The sequence below is a fragment of the Pseudomonas sp. AGC41 genome (assembly GCF_057334555.1).
The window spans coordinates 82,859-101,713 of the sequence record NZ_JBHFJB010000153.1 but is presented as its reverse complement, the minus strand read 5'-3'; the positions used below and the strand labels follow the sequence as shown (position 1 = coordinate 101,713).

The following is an 18,855-nucleotide window of genomic DNA, read 5'->3' as shown; positions in this document are numbered from 1 at the left end:
GGGACCGGTGGAGTTTCCCATGGAAACTACTGAGGAATCGGTAACCGCTCTATCCCGCTTCCTACGCGCCGTTTAGAAACATACGCTTAAACATCGTCTATCTCCTCCCTCTACAGGCGCAATTGCCGAAAGTAGTGCACATCCGTACACTGCGCCACCTTTTGTCCCGATGGGGCCTGTTGATGTTGTTTGCACTGCGCATGTGTTTGATGGGCCTGCATTTTGTTCTGGCAGGTGTGCTGGGCGTGGTGCTGGGTGTGTGCCGGCCGTTTAATCCTGACAACAGTCGTTTATGCGCCAGGTTGTACGCGCTGCCTGCAATGTGGTTTCTACGCCTGCGGGTCAAGGCTGAGGTCGACACGCTGGTCAACAAGAATCACGGCTGCGTGATCATTGCCAATCATCAGTCCAACTACGATCTTTTCGTGTTCGGTAACGTGGTGCCACGTCGTACCGTGTGCATTGGCAAGAAGAGCCTGAAGTGGGTGCCGTTGTTCGGCCAGCTGTTCTGGCTGGCGGGCAACGTGTTGATTGATCGCGGCAATGCGATCAAGGCGCGCAAATCGATGCTGGCCACCACCCACACGCTGCAGCATGAAAACACGTCCATCTGGGTATTCCCGGAAGGGACGCGCAATTTGGGGGAAGACCTGTTGCCCTTCAAGAAAGGCGCGTTCCAGATGGCGATTGCCGCCGGGGTGCCGATTATCCCGGTGTGCGTCAGCACTTATATCAAGCATATGCGCCTGAATCGCTGGCACGCCGGTGAGATTTCCATTCGTTCGTTGCCAGCCATTCCTACCGCCGGCTTGAGCATGGATGACATGCCCCGCCTCATCGCCCAATGTCGCGAACAGATGCGTGAATGCATCGAGACAATGGACCGGCAACTGCGCGTCGCATAAACAAGAAACCCGCCTTCACGGCGGGTTTTCTTTTGCAGCGAACTCGGCGCATTTTGCTGACTCTCAAAGACCATGGCGCGCTAAGCTGCACGTTGCCTGCCACTGCCAATTTCCAAGAAGAAGCGAACCATCATCATGGGTAGAGTCGTTGCTGCTGCGGTTTACAGCGCCGGTAAGAAAGTCACCAATATCACCCTCGACGAAGGCAGCGCCTGGGCTGCAAAACCCGGACATTTCGTCTGGATCGGCCTCGAAGAGCCCAGCACGCTGGAACTGACCAACCTGCAACGCCAGTTCAACCTGCATGAACTGGCAATTGAAGACGCCATGGAGAAGCATAGCCGTCCCAAACTGGAGACGTTTGGCGATGCGCTGTTCATCGTCACCTATTCGCCGGTACGCGAGAACGGCAAGCTGCAATTCATCGAAACCCATATCTTCGCCGGCAAGGGCTACATCATCACCGCTCGCAACGGCCACTCGGCGTCCTACGCACATGTCCGGCAGCGCTGTGAGGCGCGTCCCATTTTGCTCGAGCATGGGGAGGATTTTGTCCTCTACGCGATCCTCGATTTCGTCATCGAGAACTACCAGCCCGTCGGCGAAGCCATCCACACCGAGATCGATGAACTGGAGCGCAACGTACTGTGCAGCGCCTTGAACGAGCGCGATATTCAGAACCTGCACAGTCTGCGCCGCGACGTGCTACGCCTGCGTCGTTATGCGGCACCTATGGTGGAAATCAGCGAGGAGCTGCAGCGCCTGGATTTTCCGTTCATCGACAAAAACATGAGCCCGTATTTCCGCGATGTGCAGATTCATGTTACCCGGCAGATGGAAGACCTGGCGACGCTGGCGGACATTGCCAGCCAGACCATCGAGATCGGCGTATTGCTGGAAGCCTCGCGCCAGAGCGTGGTGCAACGCAAGTTCGCAGCGTGGGCGGCGATCCTGGCGTTTCCGACCGCGGTGGCCGGGATCTATGGGATGAACTTCGAAAACATGCCGGAGTTGACCTGGCACTACGGGTATTTCCTGGTGCTCGGGTTCATTGGGGTGGGGTGTACGGCGTTGTGGGCGAGTTTCAAGCGATCGGGATGGTTGTAGGGATTTGCCGGTGGGATTTGCGTGGCCTTCTTCGCGAGCAGGCTCGCTCCCACATTCGATCTGCTGATCAAGTGTGGGATGCCCGGATATGTCAGCCTTGGGCGGCTTCTGCTTGGGGTTTGTGGGCGACGAAACGCATCATCCACTCCGCTACCGTCGTGCCGTGATGTTCCTGTTCAAGGCTCGCCACGCCCTGGCTGTAGATCTGCTCGCCGAGGTGTTGCTGGCGAATTTCCAGCAAGGCCCGGGAATAATCATGGATGAATTCCGGGTGGCCCTGGAAGCACAGGACCTGATCATTGATGTGATAGGCCGCGAACGGGCAGAAATCGCTTGAGGCGATGACCGTGGCATTTTCCGGCAGCTCGGTGACCTGGTCCTGATGACTGATCAACAAGGTCAGTTCCTCCATCACCGGGCTCATCCAGGGCGCCTTTGCCGCGAGTTTGTAACGATGGGTGCCAACACCCCATCCCTGGCTGGCGCGCTCGGTCTTGCCGCCCAGCAACAAGGCCAGCAACTGATGACCAAAGCAGACGCCCAGCAGCTTGTCGCCACGCTGGTAGCGGTCCATCAGATAGATCTTGAGCGTCTGGATCCACGGGTCGCTGCCAAAGGAGTCGGCCTTGCTGCCGGTCACCAGGTAGGCGTCGAATTGCTCGTCATCGCTGGGGTATTGCCCTTCTACCACGTTGTACACGACAAATTCGGCCGCAATGGGCTGTTGCGAAAACAGGCGCTGGAACATCTGCCCGTAACCCTGATATTGCTCGACCAGTTCCGGACGCAGGATATCGGTTTCCAGAATGCAGATGCGTAACGACATAAAAAATACCTGACACGATGATGGGAATATTGCACACCCCCAGAGCCTGCCTTGAAACACCGCTCCAAGGCAAGCCCCCTCCTCGTCAGAACGTCGCCCGGCTGGCGGCTTTTTCCAGCAACAGGGCCGGCGGTGAGAAACGTTCGCCATACTGCTCGGCCAGGTACTGGGCGCGAGCAATAAATGCCGGCAAACCGTACTGGTTGATGAACTGCAACGTCCCTCCTGTCCAGGCCGCGAAGCCGATGCCGAATACCGAGCCGACATTGGCATCCGGCGTCGAAGTGACGACGCCTTCTTCTACGCAGCGAACAGTTTCCAGGGCCTGGATGAACAGCAGGCGATCGCGGATATCCTGCGCGGGAATTTGCCCATCGGCTTTCTCGAAACGGCTCTTGAGCTCCGGCCAGAGATGCTTCTGCCCTTGGGCTGGATAGTCATAAAAACCGGCTCCGGCTGCTTTGCCTGGGCGTTTGTACTCATCAAGCAGCAGGTCGATCACGGCGAATGCGGGATGCTCTGTCGGCGCTTTTCCTTCTGCGTGCAGGTCTTTGGCGGTTTGAGCGCGGATATGGCTCATCAAACCTAGGGAAACTTCGTCAGAAACAGCCAGGGGCCCGACCGGCATCCCGGCTTTGCGCGCTTCGGTTTCGATCATCGGCGCACTCACGCCCTCGCCGAGCATCGCGATACCTTCGTTGATGAAGGTGCCAAACACCCGCGAAGTGAAAAAACCACGGCTGTCGTTGACCACGATGGGCGTCTTGTCGATCTGCCGGGCAAAATCGAACGCCCGCGCCAGGGTTTGGTCACTGGTCCCGGCCCCCTTGATGATTTCCACCAGCGGCATTTTTTCCACCGGGCTGAAGAAATGCAGCCCGATGAATTTGCTCGCGTTCGGCACCGCCTCGGCCAGGCTGGTGATGGGCAGGGTCGAAGTGTTGGAAGCGATCACCGCATCAGGCCCCGCTGCCGCTTGGGCTGCTGCCGACACTTTGGCTTTAAGGGAACGGTCTTCGAAGACGGCCTCGATGATCAGGTCGCAACCGGCCAGCTCGGCATCGTTGTCGGCAGGGTGAATCCGCGCCAGCGTGGCGTCGCGTTGTCCCTCCGTGAGTTGGCCGCGCGCGACTTTTTTGTCCAGCAACGCCGCCGAGCGTGCCTTGCCCTTCTGTGCGGCGGCCAGGTCGATGTCCTTGAGCACCACGTCGATGCCGGCCAGCGCGCTGACGCAGGCGATACCGGCGCCCATCATCCCGGCGCCGAGCACGCCGACTTTTTTTGTCAGATAAGGCGCAACACCCTGTGGGCGGGATCGGCCGGCCTTGATCTCGTTGAGTTGAAACCAGAAGGTGCCGATGAGGTTCTTCGCCACTTGTCCCGTGGCGAGTTCGGTGAAATAGCGCGTCTCGATCAGATGCGCCGCGTCAAATCCCACCTGGGCGCCTTCTACTGCGGCGCAGAGAATCTTTTCCGGCGCCGGCAGGCAGCCCTGGGTCTTGTTGCGCAGGATCGAAGGCGCGATCGCCAACATCTGGGCGACTTTCGGGTCGGACGGGGTCCCGCCTGGAAGCCGATAGCCCTTCATATCCCAAGGTTGGAGCGCACCCGGATGGGCGAGAATCCAGGCTCGGGACTTGGCCAGCAACTCGTCACGATCCGCCGCCAGCTCATCGATCAAGCCGGCCTGCAACGCCTGCTGCGGGTCGAGCCGCTTGCCCTCGAGCAGATACGGCAAGGCCTTTTCCAGACCCAGCATCCGCACCATCCGCACCACACCGCCACCGCCCGGCAGCAAGCCGAGGGTGACCTCCGGCAAGCCGATCTGCACCGATGGATGGTCCAGCGCGACGCGATGATGACACGCCAGGCAGATTTCCCAACCGCCGCCCAAGGCCGCACCATTGATCGCCGCGACGACGGGTACACCGAGGGTTTCGAGGGCGCGCAGTTGCGCTTTCAGCCCCAGGACCCTCTGATAGAACGCCTGGGCCTCGGACGGGTCGACCCTGACCAGCTCGTTCAAGTCGCCACCGGCAAAAAAGGTTTTCTTGGCCGAGGTGATGATCACCCCGGCGATCGAATCTTTTTCGGCCAACAGACGCGCCACACAGGCGGCCATCGCCTCGCGATAGGTCGCGTTCATGGTATTGCTGCTCTGCCCCGGCATGTCCAGGGTCAGGAGAACGATCCGGTCCTGGCCGGTTTCGTAACGAATGGCTTCGGTCATCAAAAGTGTTCCTTCATGTCGGGGCTCAGAGGCGTTCGATGATGGTGGCGATGCCCATTCCGCCGCCGACACACAGCGTCGCCAGGCCGTAACGCAGGCGACGCGCCTCCAGCTCATCGAGCAAAGAGCCAAGAATTGCGCACCCGGTGGCACCCAGTGGGTGCCCCATGGCGATGGAACCGCCGTTGACATTCACCTTTGCCGGATCAATGGCCATGTCCTGGATGAATTTGAGCACCACCGAGGCGAAGGCTTCGTTGACCTCGAACAGATCGATGTCTTCCACCCGCAACCCGGCCTTCGCCAAGGCCTTGCGGGTGGCCGGGGCCGGGCCAGTGAGCATGATGGTCGGCTCGGTGCTGGTGACCGCAGTGGCGACGATTCGCGCCCGGGGCTCCAGGCCCAGCTCGCGTCCTTTCGCGTCGGTGCCGATCAGCATCAGCGCCGCGCCGTCGACGATGCCCGAGCTGTTGCCCGGGGTGTGCACATGGTTGATTCGTTCGACATGGCTGTAGACACGCAACGCCGTCGCGTCGAAGCCCATCTGGCCCATCGCCTCGAAACTCGGCCGAAGCTTGCCCAGCCCTTCAAGGGTCGAGTCGCCACGGATGAATTCGTCGTGGTCCAGCAGCACGATGCCATTCTGGTCCCGCACCGCCACCAGGGATTTGGCGAACGATCCGGCGTCCCGGGCCCGTGCGGCCTTGCGCTGGGATTGCAGTGCGAAGGTATCGACATCTTCGCGATTGAAGCCTTCCAGGGTAGCGATCAGGTCCGCGCCAATGCCTTGGGGGACAAAATGCCCCTGCAGGTTCGATTGTGGGTCCAGTGCCCACGCGCCTCCGTCGCTGCCCATCGGTACCCGCGACATGGACTCCACGCCACCGGCCACCACCAGGTCCTCGAAGCCGGAGCGCACTTTCATCGCCGCCAGGTTCACCGCCTCAAGGCCCGAGGCGCAGAAACGGTTGAGTTGCACGCCCGCCACGCTGACGTCCCAGCCGGCCACCAGGGCCGCCGTCTTGGCAATGTCGGCACCTTGGTCGCCTACCGGAGTCACGCAGCCGAGGACAATGTCATCGACATGACGGGTGTCCAGGTCCATGCGCTGGCGCAACGCTTCGAGCAGGCCGGCGACCAGGTTCACCGGCTTGACGGTGTACAGGGCGCCATCGGCCTTGCCCTTGCCGCGGGGCGTGCGTAATGCATCGAAAATCAAAGCTTGGGTCATGACATCCTCGAACCATCATCGACGTAATGCGAACACCTCCAACCTTAAGCCCAGCGGCGCCGAATTCAATGACCCCAGCGCTCAACGGCATTGACAGCCACGCTCAGACGAACGGTAGCGTGCTATCGGGTTAACCGTTTCAGGTAAGCAAGCTGTCTAGCAAAAGGGCCGGCAAGTAGCTGGCAATAGGCCTCATGCTTGTTTAATAGCTATCAGCTTCAAACTCATACGAATTGGATCTAAGCCAACGCGGCTGCGGCCCCTAATGTAAACCCTGTACAAGAGAATCGTCGGGTTTTGCCGAGGCGCTTGTCAGCCAGTTTCAAACAGGAAGTGCAACGCCAGCCGCCACGGAGCTACGCAGGCTGGCCTCAGGAAATAACAAAAAAGGCGGGTCAGCCATGTTCAAACATTCGAAAGTTCGTCAAGCCGGACTCATTCTCTTTGCCACTACGCTGCTGTTGATTTTGCCGAATATCACCAAGGTCATCGGCTGAGTCCGGCGCGTGGTGCCATCGCCAGCAAATGCACGAGGGTCGTTGTTCAAGCGACGGTGGCTGTGCCACCCTTTGCGCTTCCCTCTCGACATGGAAGGCGATTCATTTGAAAGCTCTCATCGTGATCGGGGCGCTGCTGCTCAGCACGCCTTTATTTGCCGCGCAGCTCGTATTGGAATTGGGCACGCAGGCACGCACCTGGCAAACCGAGGAACTGCTCAAGCATCCTGAAGCTCGAACGGTCCGGATCAATGAAGACGTTTCCTACAAGAAACCCATGAGCTATCGCGCCGTACCTCTCACGGCGTTGTTGACCGGCGTCCAGCCGGATGAGCATTTGCAGGCCGTGGCGCTGGATGGCTTTGCCGCCGAAATGCCCGCTGCACCGTTGCTCAACCAGAGTGGCGCCCGTGCGTGGCTGGCGATCGAAGACCCCACCGCCCCCTGGCCGTCGCTGGGTGAGGGCAAGCGCAGTGCCGGGCCCTTTTACTTGGTCTGGACCGATCCCCAGGCGGGACATATCAGCCCCGAACAGTGGCCCTACGCGCTGGCGAGCATCAAGCGCCTGTCTGCGGTGGCCGAGCGCTTCCCTGCCCTGCTGCCCGCCCCAGGCCTGGCCAAGGACGACCCGATCAACCAGGGTTTTGCGCTGTTCCAGAAAAACTGCCTGGCCTGCCACCGCCTCAACGGAGCAGGCGACGCCCAGTTCGGCCCGGACCTGAACATTCCCTTCAATCCAACCGAGTACTTCTCGGGGGATTTTCTCAAGCGTTACATACGGGATCCGCAGAGCCTTCGGCGCTGGCCTCAAGGGAAGATGCCGGGGTTCTCGGCGGCGGTGCTGCCGGATGCGGAGCTTGATTTGCTGGTGGGATACTTGAAGCATATGGCCGGGCGCAAGCAGCAGTTGAGCCATTAAAGCTTGATTGCCAATGACCATCGGGCATGCATGTCAGTCGTGGAACCGCCAGACATGAAAACGGCCGACACAAAGGTCAGCCGTTGCTGTGCTGCAAAGAGTAAGTATCAGGCCTGCAGGCGACGGATCTCCTGCTTGACGCCCCACCCTTCAATGATGCCACCGAGTGGCTCCACCACCGCCTCGAAATTCAGTTCGAAGTCGCCGATATCGTCATAAGTGGCGTACATCACCCGGCTCAGTTCCAGTGACCAGGCGCCATCTTCCCGAGCGCTGATCTGCGCATTCAACGATTCTCCCCGAAATTGGCCTGCCGCCCTGCGCGCCCGTTCCTCGTCGGGAAAAATGGCGTAGAACTCGATGGGATGGAATTGGGAGAAATCGAAACCGCCTTCTTTCATGCGGCGCAATACGCTGGTGCTGATGTCTTCTTGATAGGCTGTGCTCATGAAACGTCCTCCTCAGAACCGATGGATAGACTTTCCGTCTTCCCGTGCATGCAACCTGCTGTTGCAAGCGATACGGCATCAAATGACCGTCGGGACACAAGCATGTAGCTGACAAGACCGGACCTTGGCGATCCTTTCGCTGATCTCGATTGCAGAGTAGCGTCAAGTCAGTGCGACTGCCAAGCGGGACCAGACAATGAATTTCATGAAACCGGTTTAATGCTGATGATTTCGATGCTGTTCTGGGTCTTCAGGCTCTTGACTGTGGGGTCGTCGGTGCGGCCTTCCAGATCGTTGAGGTCCAGCTCTTTCGAGAGAGGCACCAGCTTTTCCCGAATCAGTTGTGCAGCCTGTTCCATCGTGGGCTCCTGGGCGTAATCAAACTGCTCGGCGATCGTTTCGCCGTGATCGTCAACGAAGGTGATTTCCCACTTTTGCATCAGTGTCTCCTTGCTTGATGGAATGGCCTGGCTTACCTCTATCTCGACATTGGCGGCGAAACAATCGTTCCGCTGAGTTCGTTGACGGCACATACGAAAAAACCGCCTCAAGGGCGGTTTTTCTCAGAGTGACCAGGGCTATTTTTCGGCGCGTTCTTTCAACGCTTTCAGGGTATTGAACGGCGCATCCACCACGAACTTGTTAGCCAGCCAGGACGGAACGTCGCCCCCCGGCTCGGTATGGACCTGGTAAATCACCTCGACCTGATCCGCGCCCTTGGGAGTGAACTTCCAGAAGCCCTCGACCTTTGTCACTCGCACGAAGCCTTTTTCTTCAGGAGCGTAAGTGGGCACGCCCTTGAGGTTGCGGGTCAGGCTGCCATCCGCGCCTTCGACGGTAGTGACTTCCAGCACAGAGTCACGGGGCGTGACCGGCCATGGCGTGTTGAACTGACTGTAGGTCCAGCTCTTGTCGGCCTCGTGCTTGAGCAATTTCTGACTCTTGCATTCATGAATCCAGGCACAGGCGCCTGATACGTCCTCCTGCAAGGCGCGCAACTTCGCCATGGTGGTCTTCATGACGGTCACGCCTTGGTAGGCCTTGTACTTGGAGCCAGGGACCTCACTGAGTGAAACCTTGATACCTTCCTTTTCCTTGGCAACCTGCCAATCCTCAGCCTGGGCTGTAGCCGTCGCCAACAAAACGGTCAAACCACACAACACAGCCATACGATGCAGCGAACCCATAATTGTTTTCCTTGTTTTCGAAGTTCCGATCTTGACGCATTACGCTGCCGTGACTTGCTCCCACCAACCGATCAGGCGGATGGCTTCTTCGCTGCTGTCGCCACAGACCTCGATGTCAGCCTCAAAGGCGGAGCACACCGCCGGGCGATCGGCCCGGCCGAATATCTGACACAGGTTGTCGATCGACAACTGCACGCAACGCTCGCCCGCCGGCTTGCCTTGAGGCATCCCTGGGATGGGTGAGCTGATGGAGGGGGCGATGCAGCAGGCGCCACAGCCCTCGCGGCATTTCATGACGACAACGTCCTCACGGCAGGTTAATGGTTGATAACAGGACAGAGAGTAACGGCTAAAACGATCGTTTTAAATTACCGCACGGGAGTTTTTTCGTTCACAAAGCGATGACCGGGTAGTCAGTGACGAGTTGCAGGCGCAATGAATGCCTACTGCTTGAATTCGAACTCCAGCGCTGCGCCTTCCACTTCGTTGCGCTCCTGGTTGCGCAACGGCAGCTGCATTTCGTTGCTCAGCAAACGCCCGTTGAGTTGGAACGGCCCAGGCTTATCGCCGAACATGGGCGGCAACAACGGCTCACGCTTGGGCAGCGGCACAGTCCCCGGGGGCTTCAGCTCCTCGACCATTTCATTAGGCAAGCTTAAATCGAGCTTCGCCGGTGGCAGGCGGGTCTTGGCAATCTCGCGAGCGGATTTGCTTTTGGAGGCGACGGGGGCACGTTTTTTCCTGGTATTCGCGGCTTTCTTCGCGGGGGCTTTTTTCACCGCTGCGGGTGCCTTGCCAGGATTTTTCGTCGCACTGGCCGCGGGTTTTTCCTGCGCCGCAGCCGCCACGACGCCTCCTGAATGGAAGGCAGTCAACAGGCCAAGCAAAACCCAGACGGCAGGGACAATGGCTTTCATTGGACTCGATGGCAGTTACGACACAAGCCCCATGCTCGCCTGTTAATCAAGCGCTGACAAGCTTGTCCATCCAAGCGCTTGAATTTAAAGGAGCCCGCTCGCGGTCTCCTGGCACAGCTGGGTGGCCAACAGCCCCAGCGTCATCAGGGCCCGCTCTGCCTCGCGGTTCCAGGGGGTGCCGCAGTTCAGACGGATGCAATGGTTGAACTGCTCGGTGTTACTGAAGATCAGCCCGGGGGCGATGCTGATGCCCTGCTGCAGCGCCCGCACGTGCAACTCCTGGGTATTGACCCGTCCCGGCAGGCTGACCCAAAGGATGAACCCCCCGGTAGGACGGCTCATTTGCGTGCCTTCGGGAAAATACTGCTGCACGGCCAGTTGAAAGGCGCTGAGGTTCTTGCGGTACTCCTGGCGAATGTAGCGCAGGTGCCGGTCGTAGCCGCCGTTTTCCAGGTACGCCGCGATGCCCATCTGCGTGACGCTGCACGCCGAATGAGTGCTGAACGTTTGCAGCCGCTGGATCTCTTGCTGGAACTTGCCGGCGATCATCCAGCCGATGCGCACACCCGGCGACAAGGTCTTGGAAAAACTCGAGCAGTAGATCACCCGATCCAGGCGGTCGTACGCCTTGAGTGCCTTGGTACGCCCCTGCTCGAACATCAGTTCGCCGTAGATGTCGTCCTCGACAATTTGAATGTCGAAGTCCGACGCCAGGCGCAGCAGTTGCTTTTGCCGCTCCTCGGGCATCGTGCCGCCGAGGGGATTGCTCAGGCGCGTAGTCAGGACCAATGCCTTGATCGACCATTGGTTGGCCGCCAGCTGCAGGGCTTCAAGGCTCATGCCGGTGACCGGATCGCTGGGGATCTCGATTACCTTGAGCCCCAATAGGTCCGCCAGCTGCAGCAAACCGTAATAGGTCGGCGACTCGGCGGCGATCAGGTCGCCCGGCCGAGTCAGCACGCGCAGCGACATCTGTAATGCATCAACGCAGCCGTGGGTAATCACCACTTCGGAGGGATCGACCACGACCCCGGCGTCGCGCATGCGAATCGCCACCTGGCGTCGCAACGGCTCGAAGCCCGGGCTGAACATGTAGCTGAAAGCCCGCGGGCTGTGAAACCGTGTGACCTTGGCTAACTGCTGGTGCAAAGCGCGCACTGGCAGATAATCGACGCTCGGCACCGCCGCCCCCAGCGGAAAGACTCCCTCACGGCGCGACTCGACCAACACCTGCTGGATGATGCTGCTGCGCGTCACCAGGCCGGGGCGCTCGACCCGGGCGATGTCCGGCGTCGGCGCGGTGAGGGCCGGCGTCTGGTGCACGTAATAACCCGACTGCGGCCGCGCCCGGATCAGCCCCTGGTCTTCCAGGTTGGCATAGGCCTGCAACACAGTGGCATGACTGACGTTGAGCTGCGAACTCATCTTGCGCACCGAAGGCACGCGTTCGCCGGGCTGATACACACCACGCCGGATATCTTCAGCCAGCTGTTGAGCAATACGTTGATAGAGCAGGAGGTTGGTCATGACGCAGCACTCGATTTCACGGGCATTTTATTCTTGTGGGAAATATTACCGGAACAGTTTAGAAGTGTACTGGGACAGTTGCCAGATTACTTGACAGCACAGTGCAGTGACACCCCAAACTGTACCCTTTTCTTCACGATCTCCAGGCGCAAAAAAACCCGGCGCCTTGGCAGGGGCCGGGTTTTCCAGTGACGCACCCCTCAGCGGGCGGCGCCGAGCTGGCCTTTCTCGTCGGAAAAGACGATTTCCACACGACGATTCTGGGCCCGGCCACGCTCGGAAGCGTTGACGTCCACCGGGTATTGATCGCCGTAGCCTTCGACCTGGATGCGCTTTTCATCGATCCCCAGGTCCACCAGCACGTCCGCCACCGCCTGCGCGCGGTCACGGGACAGCTTGAGGTTCTCCTGCTTGCCGCCAGTGCTATCGGTATAGCCCTCGATTCGCACCACGCGCTTGGGATTGAGCTGCAGGAACTGCACGATCTTGAGCACCACGCGGTTGGCCGAGTTTTTCAGTTCCGCTTCGCCGGTGTCGAACAGCACGTCACCCAGGGTCATCACCAGGCCGCGATCAGTCTGGGTGGTGGCCATCGCCATAATCTGTTCTTCCAGCCACTTGCCTTGCTGCTGGACGCTCAGCAACTTGGATTCGCGCAAGGCCAATTGCAGGCGCTGGCGTTCCAGCTCAAGCTTCGCGGCGCGCTCTTCGTTGAGCAACTGATTGCTGTGTTCCCGCGCGATCTCGCTGTAGCGTTGGCTCAAATAGGCGTAATGCTGAACATCCTCGCCGCTGCCCCAATAGCTGGACAGGCGATCGGCCCGGGCCAGGGACTCGCCGGCGCGGATGACATCCTTGGGCGCGGCGCGCAACACATTGGCGTCTTCCTTGACCTTCTGGAAGCTGGCGCTGGCCTGTTCCAGTGCCGCCTCGCTACGCTGGCCGGCGCAGCCATACAAACTGGCGAGGCCCGCGAGGACCAGGCTGCCACATACATGGGACGGCTTCATTGGGCATCATCCCTCAACTGTTTGCGCAAGCGCTTGATTCGAGTATCGAGCACGTTCAACTGCTCCTGGCGCTTGAGACTGAGCACCTTCGCTTCGGCCAGGCGCGCGTCCAGCTCGGCCTGCTCGGCGCGCATGCGGGCCTTCTTGTAGGATTCGTCGGCCATGTTGCTTTTGGCGCGGGCGAATTTTTCTTCGGCGAGTTTCAGTTCAGGCACTTCGTCGGCGGTGGCGCCCACCGCACGGGCCTGCTCGATGGCCTGCTCAGTCAGGCGCAGCTGTTCATTCGGCGCCGGATCGGCTGCGCAACCCGCCAGAGCCAGAACGGCCAGGGCAGCGAAAAGAGGTCGAATAGTCACTAATGTTCCCTACTGTTTTGGGGCGCTGACAGGTGGTTGCAACTGTGTTCTCCAACGCTCCAGATTGCGCTGTAACACAGCCTCCGTCAGGCCGGACGCGGCCAATTCTGTCATCTTTTGCGCCAGCTGTCCGCGCAACCATGGGTCGTTACAGGCGGAGTTATGGGAAACCGCGAGGAACAATCCCGGTTTATCCACCGGTTGCGGTGCAGCCTGCAGATCGTTGGCCATCCCTAATGTCTGCGCCATCGCCATGCCGGAGTAGCGCCCAGCCAGAACATATTCCACCTCACCCAGGAGCAATTTCTGAAAGGCCTGGGTCAGGTTGGGTGTCCGGGTCAGGGTTAGATTCTGCTCGGCAAAGACGCTGAATCCCTGGGTCATTCGGGCCTTCTCCGACAAGGCTCCGGGATGTCCGTGAAGATCCTCGGGCCGGGTGATGAGCAACGTCGAATCCTTGCGAGTCCAGACCAGGTAATCATTTTCCAGCAAGGCCGGGTGCACGTAATCGAGGCTTTCCAGCCCGTTCGTGGTCAGCGGAGCATCGGTGAGCAGGTCCATGCGCCCGCTGCGCACCTCGTCCAATGCCTGGGCACGCTTGCCGGCGTAGAGCAGCTCGATCTTGATCCCCAGCGCCTGCGCCACCTGCTCCAGCAGTTCGGCGCCGGCGCCGATCAGGTGCTTGGGGTCCTGAGGATCTTGCCAAAGATAAGGCGGCGCATCGGGGCTGCCGGTGGCGACCAGGCGCTCACATTTGCCAGCGGCGACAGACAGGCCAGGCATGCAAGCCAATGCCCCCAACAACGACCAACCGGCCAAACGGCGAAGATCCATGGCGCTACGCTCCCCGGAAGCAGAAATAAAAAAACCCGGCCAAAGGCCGGGCTCTTTATAAGTGAAGACGCCGGATTAGACCAGCTTCTCCAGCTCGGGGATGGCTTCGAACAGGTCAGCCACCAGGCCATAATCGGCCACCTGGAAGATCGGCGCTTCTTCGTCCTTGTTGATCGCAACGATCACCTTGGAGTCTTTCATGCCGGCCAGGTGCTGGATCGCGCCAGAGATACCGACGGCGATGTACAGCTGTGGCGCAACGATCTTGCCGGTCTGGCCGACCTGCATGTCGTTGGGCACAAAACCTGCGTCGACCGCGGCGCGGGAAGCGCCGACGGCAGCGCCCAGCTTGTCGGCCAGGGCGTACAGGTGCTTGAAGTTGTCACCGTTCTGCATGCCGCGACCGCCGGAAACGACGATCTTGGCAGCGGTCAGCTCAGGACGATCGGATTTCGCCAGTTCTTCGTTGACGAAGCTGGAGATGCCGGCGTCATGAGCAGCGCCTACTGCTTCAACGGCAGCCGAGCCACCTTCGGCGGCAACCGGGTCGAAACCGGTGGCGCGCACGGTGATGACCTTGATCGCAGCGGTCGATTGTACGGTGGCGATGGCGTTGCCGGCGTAGATCGGGCGCTTGAAGGTATCGGCGCTTTCTACCGAGATGATTTCGGATATCTGGTCGACGTCCAGTGCGGCAGCCACGCGCGGCAGGATGTTCTTGCCGTTGGAGGTAGCGGCAGCCAGGATGTGGCTATAGCCCTTGCCCAGCTCGGCGACGAGCGGAGCAACGTTTTCCGGCAGCTGGTTTGCATAGGCGGCGTTGTCGGCCGACAGCACTTTTGCCACGCCGGCAATTTTGGCAGCAGCTTCGGCAACGGCACTTGCGCCCTGCCCGGCCACCAATACGTGCACATCGCCACCGATTTTGGCGGCTGCAGCAACGGTGTTCAGCGTGGCCGGAGCCAGCGCCTTGTTGTCGTGTTCGGCGATTACCAAGATAGTCATAGTCAGATTACCTTCGCTTCGTTTTTCAATTTCTCGACCAGTTCAGCCACCGACTTGACCTTGATGCCCGCGCTGCGTGCAGCCGGCGCTTCGACCTTCAGGGTCTTGTTGGTGGAGGCGGTGGAAACGCCCAAAGCATCCGGAGTCAGCACTTCAAGCGGCTTCTTCTTGGCTTTCATGATGTTTGGCAGGGACGCATAACGCGGCTCGTTCAAACGCAGGTCGGTGGTGACAATGGCCGGCAGTTTCAGGGAAACCGTCTGCGCGCCGCCATCGATTTCGCGAGTCACGGCAACGCTGTCGCCGGACACTTCGACTTTCGAAGCGAAGGTGCCCTGGCCGTAGCCGCTCAACGCAGCAAGCATCTGGCCTGTCTGGTTGTTGTCGCTGTCGATGGCCTGTTTGCCGAGGATCACCAGCTGTGGCTGTTCCTTGTCGACAACGGCTTTCAACAACTTGGCAACGGCCAGGGAAGTCAGGTCTTCGGCGGATTCGACGAGGATGGCGCGATCGGCACCCAGCGCCAGCGCGGTGCGCAGTTGCTCCTGGGCGGTGGTCGGGCCGATGGAGACGACGACGATCTCGGTCGCAACGCCTTTTTCCTTCAGGCGTACGGCTTCTTCTACGGCGATTTCGCAGAATGGGTTCATCGACATCTTGACGTTGGCGAGGTCGACGCCGGAGTTGTCCGCTTTGACGCGAACCTTGACGTTATAGTCGACCACTCGTTTGACAGCTACAAGAACCTTCATGGATTCCTCGTTACTCTCCGGTGAAAAGAAAGTCGCCTGGGCGAACCTGGCGGTTGATGATCATGGGGCGCAAGGGCACCTCTAAAAACGCCGGCATGAATCACACATGACCCTGCTCACGGGAGTGAAGACCATTCGTCAGTGATGACCGATGAGTCATTCATTATCGCGGCGTGTAAACTGCGCGTCCGAACCACGCAACTCGTCACTTTGTGCTGCCTTCGCCCTGTCTTTAGAGGTGCTCTTGGAACCAACAGTCAGCCTACGGCGAGCGCAAAACCGCCCGTATCTTGACCGGAACGCCTATTCCGGTCAATACGGCAAAATGGTCGGTCATAAGCCGTACGTCAGTGATTTATCTGGGCTGCGGCAATTTCAAACGAACGTTTGTATTGGACCCCAAGAGTGGTGTAGATATAATGCGCCGCTCAGAGAGAGAAGCGCGGGTCATCCATTGTCGCTTTCGTCGCTCGGCGAAGGAAATAACGGATGCAACGCCAAACCTCCAATTAGAAAAAACTGTTGAGCCTTGAGTAGGAGATAGCCTGTGGAACGCGAATACATGGAATTCGACGTGGTCATCGTCGGTGCCGGCCCCGCTGGCCTGTCTGCCGCTTGCCGACTGAAACAGAAGGCCGCCGAAGCCGGTAAGGAAATCAGCGTCTGCGTGGTCGAAAAAGGCTCCGAAGTCGGTGCGCACATTCTTTCCGGCGCGGTGTTCGAACCGCGCGCCCTGAACGAACTGTTCCCGGACTGGAAAGAACTCGGCGCGCCGTTGAACACGCCCGTCGCGCGCGATGACATTTATGTCCTGCGAAACGCCGAGGCGGCAAGCAAAATCCCCGACTTCTTTGTGCCCAAGACCATGCACAACGAAGGCAACTATATTATTTCCCTGGGCAACCTGTGCCGCTGGCTGGCCCAGCAGGCCGAGAACCTGGGCGTGGAAATCTACCCCGGCTTCGCTGCCCAGGAAGCACTGTTCGACGAAAACGGCGTGGTTCGCGGCATCATCACCGGCGACCTGGGTGTCGACCGTGAAGGCAACCCGAAGGAAGGCCTCTATACCCCCGGCATGGAACTGCGTGGCAAGTACACGCTGTTCGCCGAAGGCTGCCGTGGTCACATCGGCAAGCAACTGATCAAGCGCTTCAACCTGGACAGCGAGGCCGACACCCAGCACTACGGCATCGGTCTGAAAGAGATCTGGGAAATCGACCCGGCCAAGCATCAGCCTGGCCTGGTGGTGCACACCGCCGGTTGGCCGCTGGACATCATGGGCACCGAAAACACCGGCGGCTCGTTCCTTTATCACCTGGAAAACAACCAGGTGGTGGTCGGTCTGATCGTCGACCTGTCCTACAGCAATACCTTCCTCTCTCCATTCGACGAGTTCCAGCGCCTCAAGCATCATCCGGTGCTCAAGCAGTACCTGGAAGGTGGCAAGCGCGTCAGTTACGGTGCTCGCGCCATTGCCAAGGGCGGCCTGAATTCGTTGCCGAAAATGGTCTTTAAGGGCGGTGCGCTGATCGGTTGCGACCTCGGCACCCTGAACTTCGCCAAGATCAAGGGCAGCCACACCGCGATGAAATCCGGCATGCTCGCCGCCGAAGCAGTGGCCGATCGTCTGTTCGCCGAGTCCGAAGGCGGTGACGAACTGACCGCCTATGTCGATGGCTTCAAGAGCAGCTGGTTGTACGAAGAATTGTTCGCCAGCCGTAACTTCGGCGCAGCGATCCACAAATACGGCGCGATCGTCGGCGGCGGCTTCAACTGGCTCGACCAGAACATCTTCGGCGGCAAGATTCCGTTCACCCTGCGCGATACCAAGCCGGACTATGCCTGCCTGAAGCTGGCCGCCGATTGCAAGAAGATCGACTATCCGAAACCGGACGGCAAGATCAGTTTCGACAAGCTCAGCTCGGTGTTCATCTCCGGTACCAACCATGAAGAAGAACAGCCTTGCCACCTGAAGCTGACCGATCCGAGCATCCCGATCGGCAAGAACCTGCCGCTGTACGACGAACCGGCCCAGCGCTACTGCCCGGCCGGCGTGTACGAAGTGATCACCAAGGAAGACGGTGAGAAGCGCTTCCAGATCAACGCCCAGAACTGCGTTCACTGCAAGACCTGCGACATCAAAGACCCTGCACAGAACATCACCTGGGTCACGCCGGAAGGCGCCGGTGGGCCGACTTACCCGAACATGTAAGCCGATTTGCTGAACATCAAGGCCCCCGAATGGGGGCCTTTTTGTTGCCTGCCGTCAAAAAACACCAGCACCATGCATGACGGCCGTCAGACCTTGGCGCCCAGCTCCGCCGACAGCCGCGCGGTGACGCCTTTGACCAGGGGAATCAGCTCGGCCATCTTTTCCAGCGGCATGTACGGCACGGTGCTGGCGATGCTTATGCCGGCGACGATACGCTTGCCAGCGTCGCGGATCGGCGCTGCCACGCAACGAATCGACGGTTCGTTGTCTTCGAGGTCGAAGGCATAGCCGCCTGCTACGTACTCCACCATTCGTTGCTGGAACTGCTCCCAGGACTGTTCCTGATGCTGCGGCCAGAACTGATTTTTCCCACCCGCCGGAAGGCTGATTTCGTACAGTCTTTTCCACTGTTCCTGAGAATCATCGAGCATCAGCGCCTTGCCGATCCCGGTGCGCGCGAGTGGCATGCGGTGGCCCACCCGGGAGCGCATTTCCGGTCCGTTGCGGCCCGGATTCTTCAACAGGTACAGGACCTCGTCGCCCTCGCGAATCGCCAGGTGGACGGTGTCTCCGGTGAGCGCCGACAGCTCGTCCAGGTACGGCCCCGCCAGGCTCACCAACGGCAGTTCTTCCCGCGCCTGGAAACCCAGCTCGATCAGCTTCGGCCCCAGCAGATAGCCCACTTGCGGCACCACGCGCAGATAACGCTCGTCCACCAGGCAACTGGCGAGGCGATGGGTGGTGCTGCGGGTGGTGCCGATCAGCCGGGCGATTTCCTTCAAGTCACGGGCGCCGCTGGCGACCGCCTGGACCACGCCCAGGCCACGCAGCAATGTCTGGGTGCCGGTAGGCGCGGCGTCCTTGGTGATTTTTGGATCGTCTTGCTGCATA

General features: G+C 59.8%; 19 protein-coding genes. 4 read left to right on the top strand and 15 right to left on the bottom strand.

Annotated elements, in window-relative coordinates; all coding sequences use genetic code 11:
* The first annotated feature begins 182 nt into the window (after positions 1–182).
* A complete protein-coding gene (locus tag ACE04F_RS25650; RefSeq protein WP_486110452.1) occupies positions 183–905 on the top strand; it encodes a lysophospholipid acyltransferase family protein in 723 nt (240 codons plus the stop codon).
* Positions 906–1,040: 135 nt separating this feature from the next.
* Positions 1,041–2,012, top strand: a complete 972-nt coding sequence (locus ACE04F_RS25645) for a magnesium and cobalt transport protein CorA (RefSeq protein WP_486110451.1) — start codon at positions 1,041–1,043, stop codon at positions 2,010–2,012.
* Positions 2,013–2,103: 91 nt separating this feature from the next.
* On the opposite strand, the gene ACE04F_RS25640 is transcribed toward ACE04F_RS25645, so the two are convergent.
* From ACE04F_RS25640 to ACE04F_RS25630, 3 genes are all read right to left on the bottom strand, one after another.
* On the bottom strand, positions 2,104–2,838 hold the full coding sequence (locus ACE04F_RS25640; RefSeq protein ID WP_486110450.1) for an amidotransferase: 735 nt from the start codon (positions 2,836–2,838) through the stop codon (positions 2,104–2,106).
* 85 nt (positions 2,839–2,923) lie between these two features.
* Positions 2,924–5,068, bottom strand: coding sequence for a 3-hydroxyacyl-CoA dehydrogenase NAD-binding domain-containing protein (locus ACE04F_RS25635; protein ID WP_486110449.1), 2,145 nt, complete (start codon positions 5,066–5,068; stop codon positions 2,924–2,926).
* Between the two features lie 25 nt (positions 5,069–5,093).
* Positions 5,094–6,299 (bottom strand): acetyl-CoA C-acetyltransferase, encoded by a 1,206-nt coding sequence (locus ACE04F_RS25630; RefSeq protein WP_486110448.1) that lies wholly within the window; start codon positions 6,297–6,299, stop codon positions 5,094–5,096.
* A 603-nt stretch (positions 6,300–6,902) separates the two neighbouring features.
* Between ACE04F_RS25630 and ACE04F_RS25625 the strand changes: the two genes are divergently transcribed.
* Complete coding sequence (locus tag ACE04F_RS25625; protein ID WP_486110447.1) at positions 6,903–7,715, top strand: c-type cytochrome; 813 nt, start codon at positions 6,903–6,905, stop codon at positions 7,713–7,715.
* 107 nt (positions 7,716–7,822) lie between these two features.
* Here the strand turns inward: ACE04F_RS25625 and ACE04F_RS25620 are convergent, their stop codons facing one another.
* From ACE04F_RS25620 to ACE04F_RS25570, 11 genes are all read right to left on the bottom strand, one after another.
* Complete coding sequence (locus tag ACE04F_RS25620) at positions 7,823–8,164, bottom strand: ribonuclease E inhibitor RraB (protein WP_249875613.1); 342 nt, start codon at positions 8,162–8,164, stop codon at positions 7,823–7,825.
* 203 nt (positions 8,165–8,367) lie between these two features.
* Positions 8,368–8,604 (bottom strand): hypothetical protein, encoded by a 237-nt coding sequence (locus tag ACE04F_RS25615; protein ID WP_434653173.1) that lies wholly within the window; start codon positions 8,602–8,604, stop codon positions 8,368–8,370.
* Between the two features lie 138 nt (positions 8,605–8,742).
* The gene (locus ACE04F_RS25610) at positions 8,743–9,351 is read right to left on the bottom strand and encodes an START domain-containing protein (protein WP_486110446.1); all 609 of its coding nucleotides are present in this window, start codon (positions 9,349–9,351) and stop codon (positions 8,743–8,745) included.
* A 39-nt stretch (positions 9,352–9,390) separates the two neighbouring features.
* On the bottom strand, positions 9,391–9,645 hold the full coding sequence (locus ACE04F_RS25605; protein WP_486110445.1) for a YkgJ family cysteine cluster protein: 255 nt from the start codon (positions 9,643–9,645) through the stop codon (positions 9,391–9,393).
* A gap of 149 nt (positions 9,646–9,794) precedes the next feature.
* Positions 9,795–10,268, bottom strand: coding sequence for a translation initiation factor 2 (locus ACE04F_RS25600; RefSeq protein ID WP_434569331.1), 474 nt, complete (start codon positions 10,266–10,268; stop codon positions 9,795–9,797).
* An 84-nt stretch (positions 10,269–10,352) separates the two neighbouring features.
* Complete coding sequence (locus tag ACE04F_RS25595) at positions 10,353–11,795, bottom strand: aminotransferase-like domain-containing protein (protein WP_305496026.1); 1,443 nt, start codon at positions 11,793–11,795, stop codon at positions 10,353–10,355.
* A 200-nt stretch (positions 11,796–11,995) separates the two neighbouring features.
* Positions 11,996–12,805, bottom strand: a complete 810-nt coding sequence (locus tag ACE04F_RS25590; protein WP_434569332.1) for an OmpA family protein — start codon at positions 12,803–12,805, stop codon at positions 11,996–11,998.
* The gene (locus tag ACE04F_RS25585) at positions 12,802–13,161 is read right to left on the bottom strand and encodes a DUF4398 domain-containing protein (protein WP_486110444.1); all 360 of its coding nucleotides are present in this window, start codon (positions 13,159–13,161) and stop codon (positions 12,802–12,804) included. Before ACE04F_RS25585 ends, ACE04F_RS25590 begins: the two co-directional genes overlap by 4 nt.
* 9 nt (positions 13,162–13,170) lie before the next feature.
* On the bottom strand, positions 13,171–13,995 hold the full coding sequence (locus ACE04F_RS25580) for a substrate-binding periplasmic protein (RefSeq protein ID WP_486110443.1): 825 nt from the start codon (positions 13,993–13,995) through the stop codon (positions 13,171–13,173).
* A 75-nt stretch (positions 13,996–14,070) separates the two neighbouring features.
* Positions 14,071–15,000, bottom strand: coding sequence for an electron transfer flavoprotein subunit alpha/FixB family protein (locus tag ACE04F_RS25575; RefSeq protein ID WP_486110442.1), 930 nt, complete (start codon positions 14,998–15,000; stop codon positions 14,071–14,073).
* A 2-nt stretch (positions 15,001–15,002) separates the two neighbouring features.
* A complete protein-coding gene (locus ACE04F_RS25570; RefSeq protein WP_007908338.1) occupies positions 15,003–15,752 on the bottom strand; it encodes an electron transfer flavoprotein subunit beta/FixA family protein in 750 nt (249 codons plus the stop codon).
* 547 nt (positions 15,753–16,299) lie between these two features.
* On the opposite strand from ACE04F_RS25570, the gene ACE04F_RS25565 reads away from it, so the two are divergent.
* Complete coding sequence (locus ACE04F_RS25565; RefSeq protein WP_486110441.1) at positions 16,300–17,964, top strand: electron transfer flavoprotein-ubiquinone oxidoreductase; 1,665 nt, start codon at positions 16,300–16,302, stop codon at positions 17,962–17,964.
* 86 nt (positions 17,965–18,050) lie between these two features.
* Here the strand turns inward: ACE04F_RS25565 and ACE04F_RS25560 are convergent, their stop codons facing one another.
* The gene (locus tag ACE04F_RS25560; protein ID WP_013693986.1) at positions 18,051–18,854 is read right to left on the bottom strand and encodes an IclR family transcriptional regulator; all 804 of its coding nucleotides are present in this window, start codon (positions 18,852–18,854) and stop codon (positions 18,051–18,053) included.
* Between the last annotated feature and the right edge of the window lies 1 nt (position 18,855).

Bases quoted from the DNA above. Each gene is read 5' to 3' on its own strand.
- ACE04F_RS25650 (WP_486110452.1), top strand. From the start codon at position 183: ATGTTGTTTGCACTGCGCATGTGTTTGATGGGCCTGCATTTTGTTCTG.
- ACE04F_RS25645 (WP_486110451.1), top strand. From the start codon at position 1,041: ATGGGTAGAGTCGTTGCTGCTGCGGTTTACAGCGCCGGTAAGAAAGTC.
- ACE04F_RS25640 (WP_486110450.1), bottom strand. From the start codon at position 2,838: ATGTCGTTACGCATCTGCATTCTGGAAACCGATATCCTGCGTCCGGAA.
- ACE04F_RS25635 (WP_486110449.1), bottom strand. From the start codon at position 5,068: ATGACCGAAGCCATTCGTTACGAAACCGGCCAGGACCGGATCGTTCTC.
- ACE04F_RS25630 (WP_486110448.1), bottom strand. From the start codon at position 6,299: ATGACCCAAGCTTTGATTTTCGATGCATTACGCACGCCCCGCGGCAAG.
- ACE04F_RS25620 (WP_249875613.1), bottom strand. From the start codon at position 8,164: ATGAGCACAGCCTATCAAGAAGACATCAGCACCAGCGTATTGCGCCGC.
- ACE04F_RS25615 (WP_434653173.1), bottom strand. From the start codon at position 8,604: ATGCAAAAGTGGGAAATCACCTTCGTTGACGATCACGGCGAAACGATC.
- ACE04F_RS25610 (WP_486110446.1), bottom strand. From the start codon at position 9,351: ATGGGTTCGCTGCATCGTATGGCTGTGTTGTGTGGTTTGACCGTTTTG.
- ACE04F_RS25605 (WP_486110445.1), bottom strand. From the start codon at position 9,645: ATGAAATGCCGCGAGGGCTGTGGCGCCTGCTGCATCGCCCCCTCCATC.
- ACE04F_RS25600 (WP_434569331.1), bottom strand. From the start codon at position 10,268: ATGAAAGCCATTGTCCCTGCCGTCTGGGTTTTGCTTGGCCTGTTGACT.
- ACE04F_RS25595 (WP_305496026.1), bottom strand. From the start codon at position 11,795: ATGACCAACCTCCTGCTCTATCAACGTATTGCTCAACAGCTGGCTGAA.
- ACE04F_RS25590 (WP_434569332.1), bottom strand. From the start codon at position 12,805: ATGAAGCCGTCCCATGTATGTGGCAGCCTGGTCCTCGCGGGCCTCGCC.
- ACE04F_RS25580 (WP_486110443.1), bottom strand. From the start codon at position 13,995: ATGGATCTTCGCCGTTTGGCCGGTTGGTCGTTGTTGGGGGCATTGGCT.
- ACE04F_RS25575 (WP_486110442.1), bottom strand. From the start codon at position 15,000: ATGACTATCTTGGTAATCGCCGAACACGACAACAAGGCGCTGGCTCCG.
- ACE04F_RS25570 (WP_007908338.1), bottom strand. From the start codon at position 15,752: ATGAAGGTTCTTGTAGCTGTCAAACGAGTGGTCGACTATAACGTCAAG.
- ACE04F_RS25560 (WP_013693986.1), bottom strand. From the start codon at position 18,854: ATGCAGCAAGACGATCCAAAAATCACCAAGGACGCCGCGCCTACCGGC.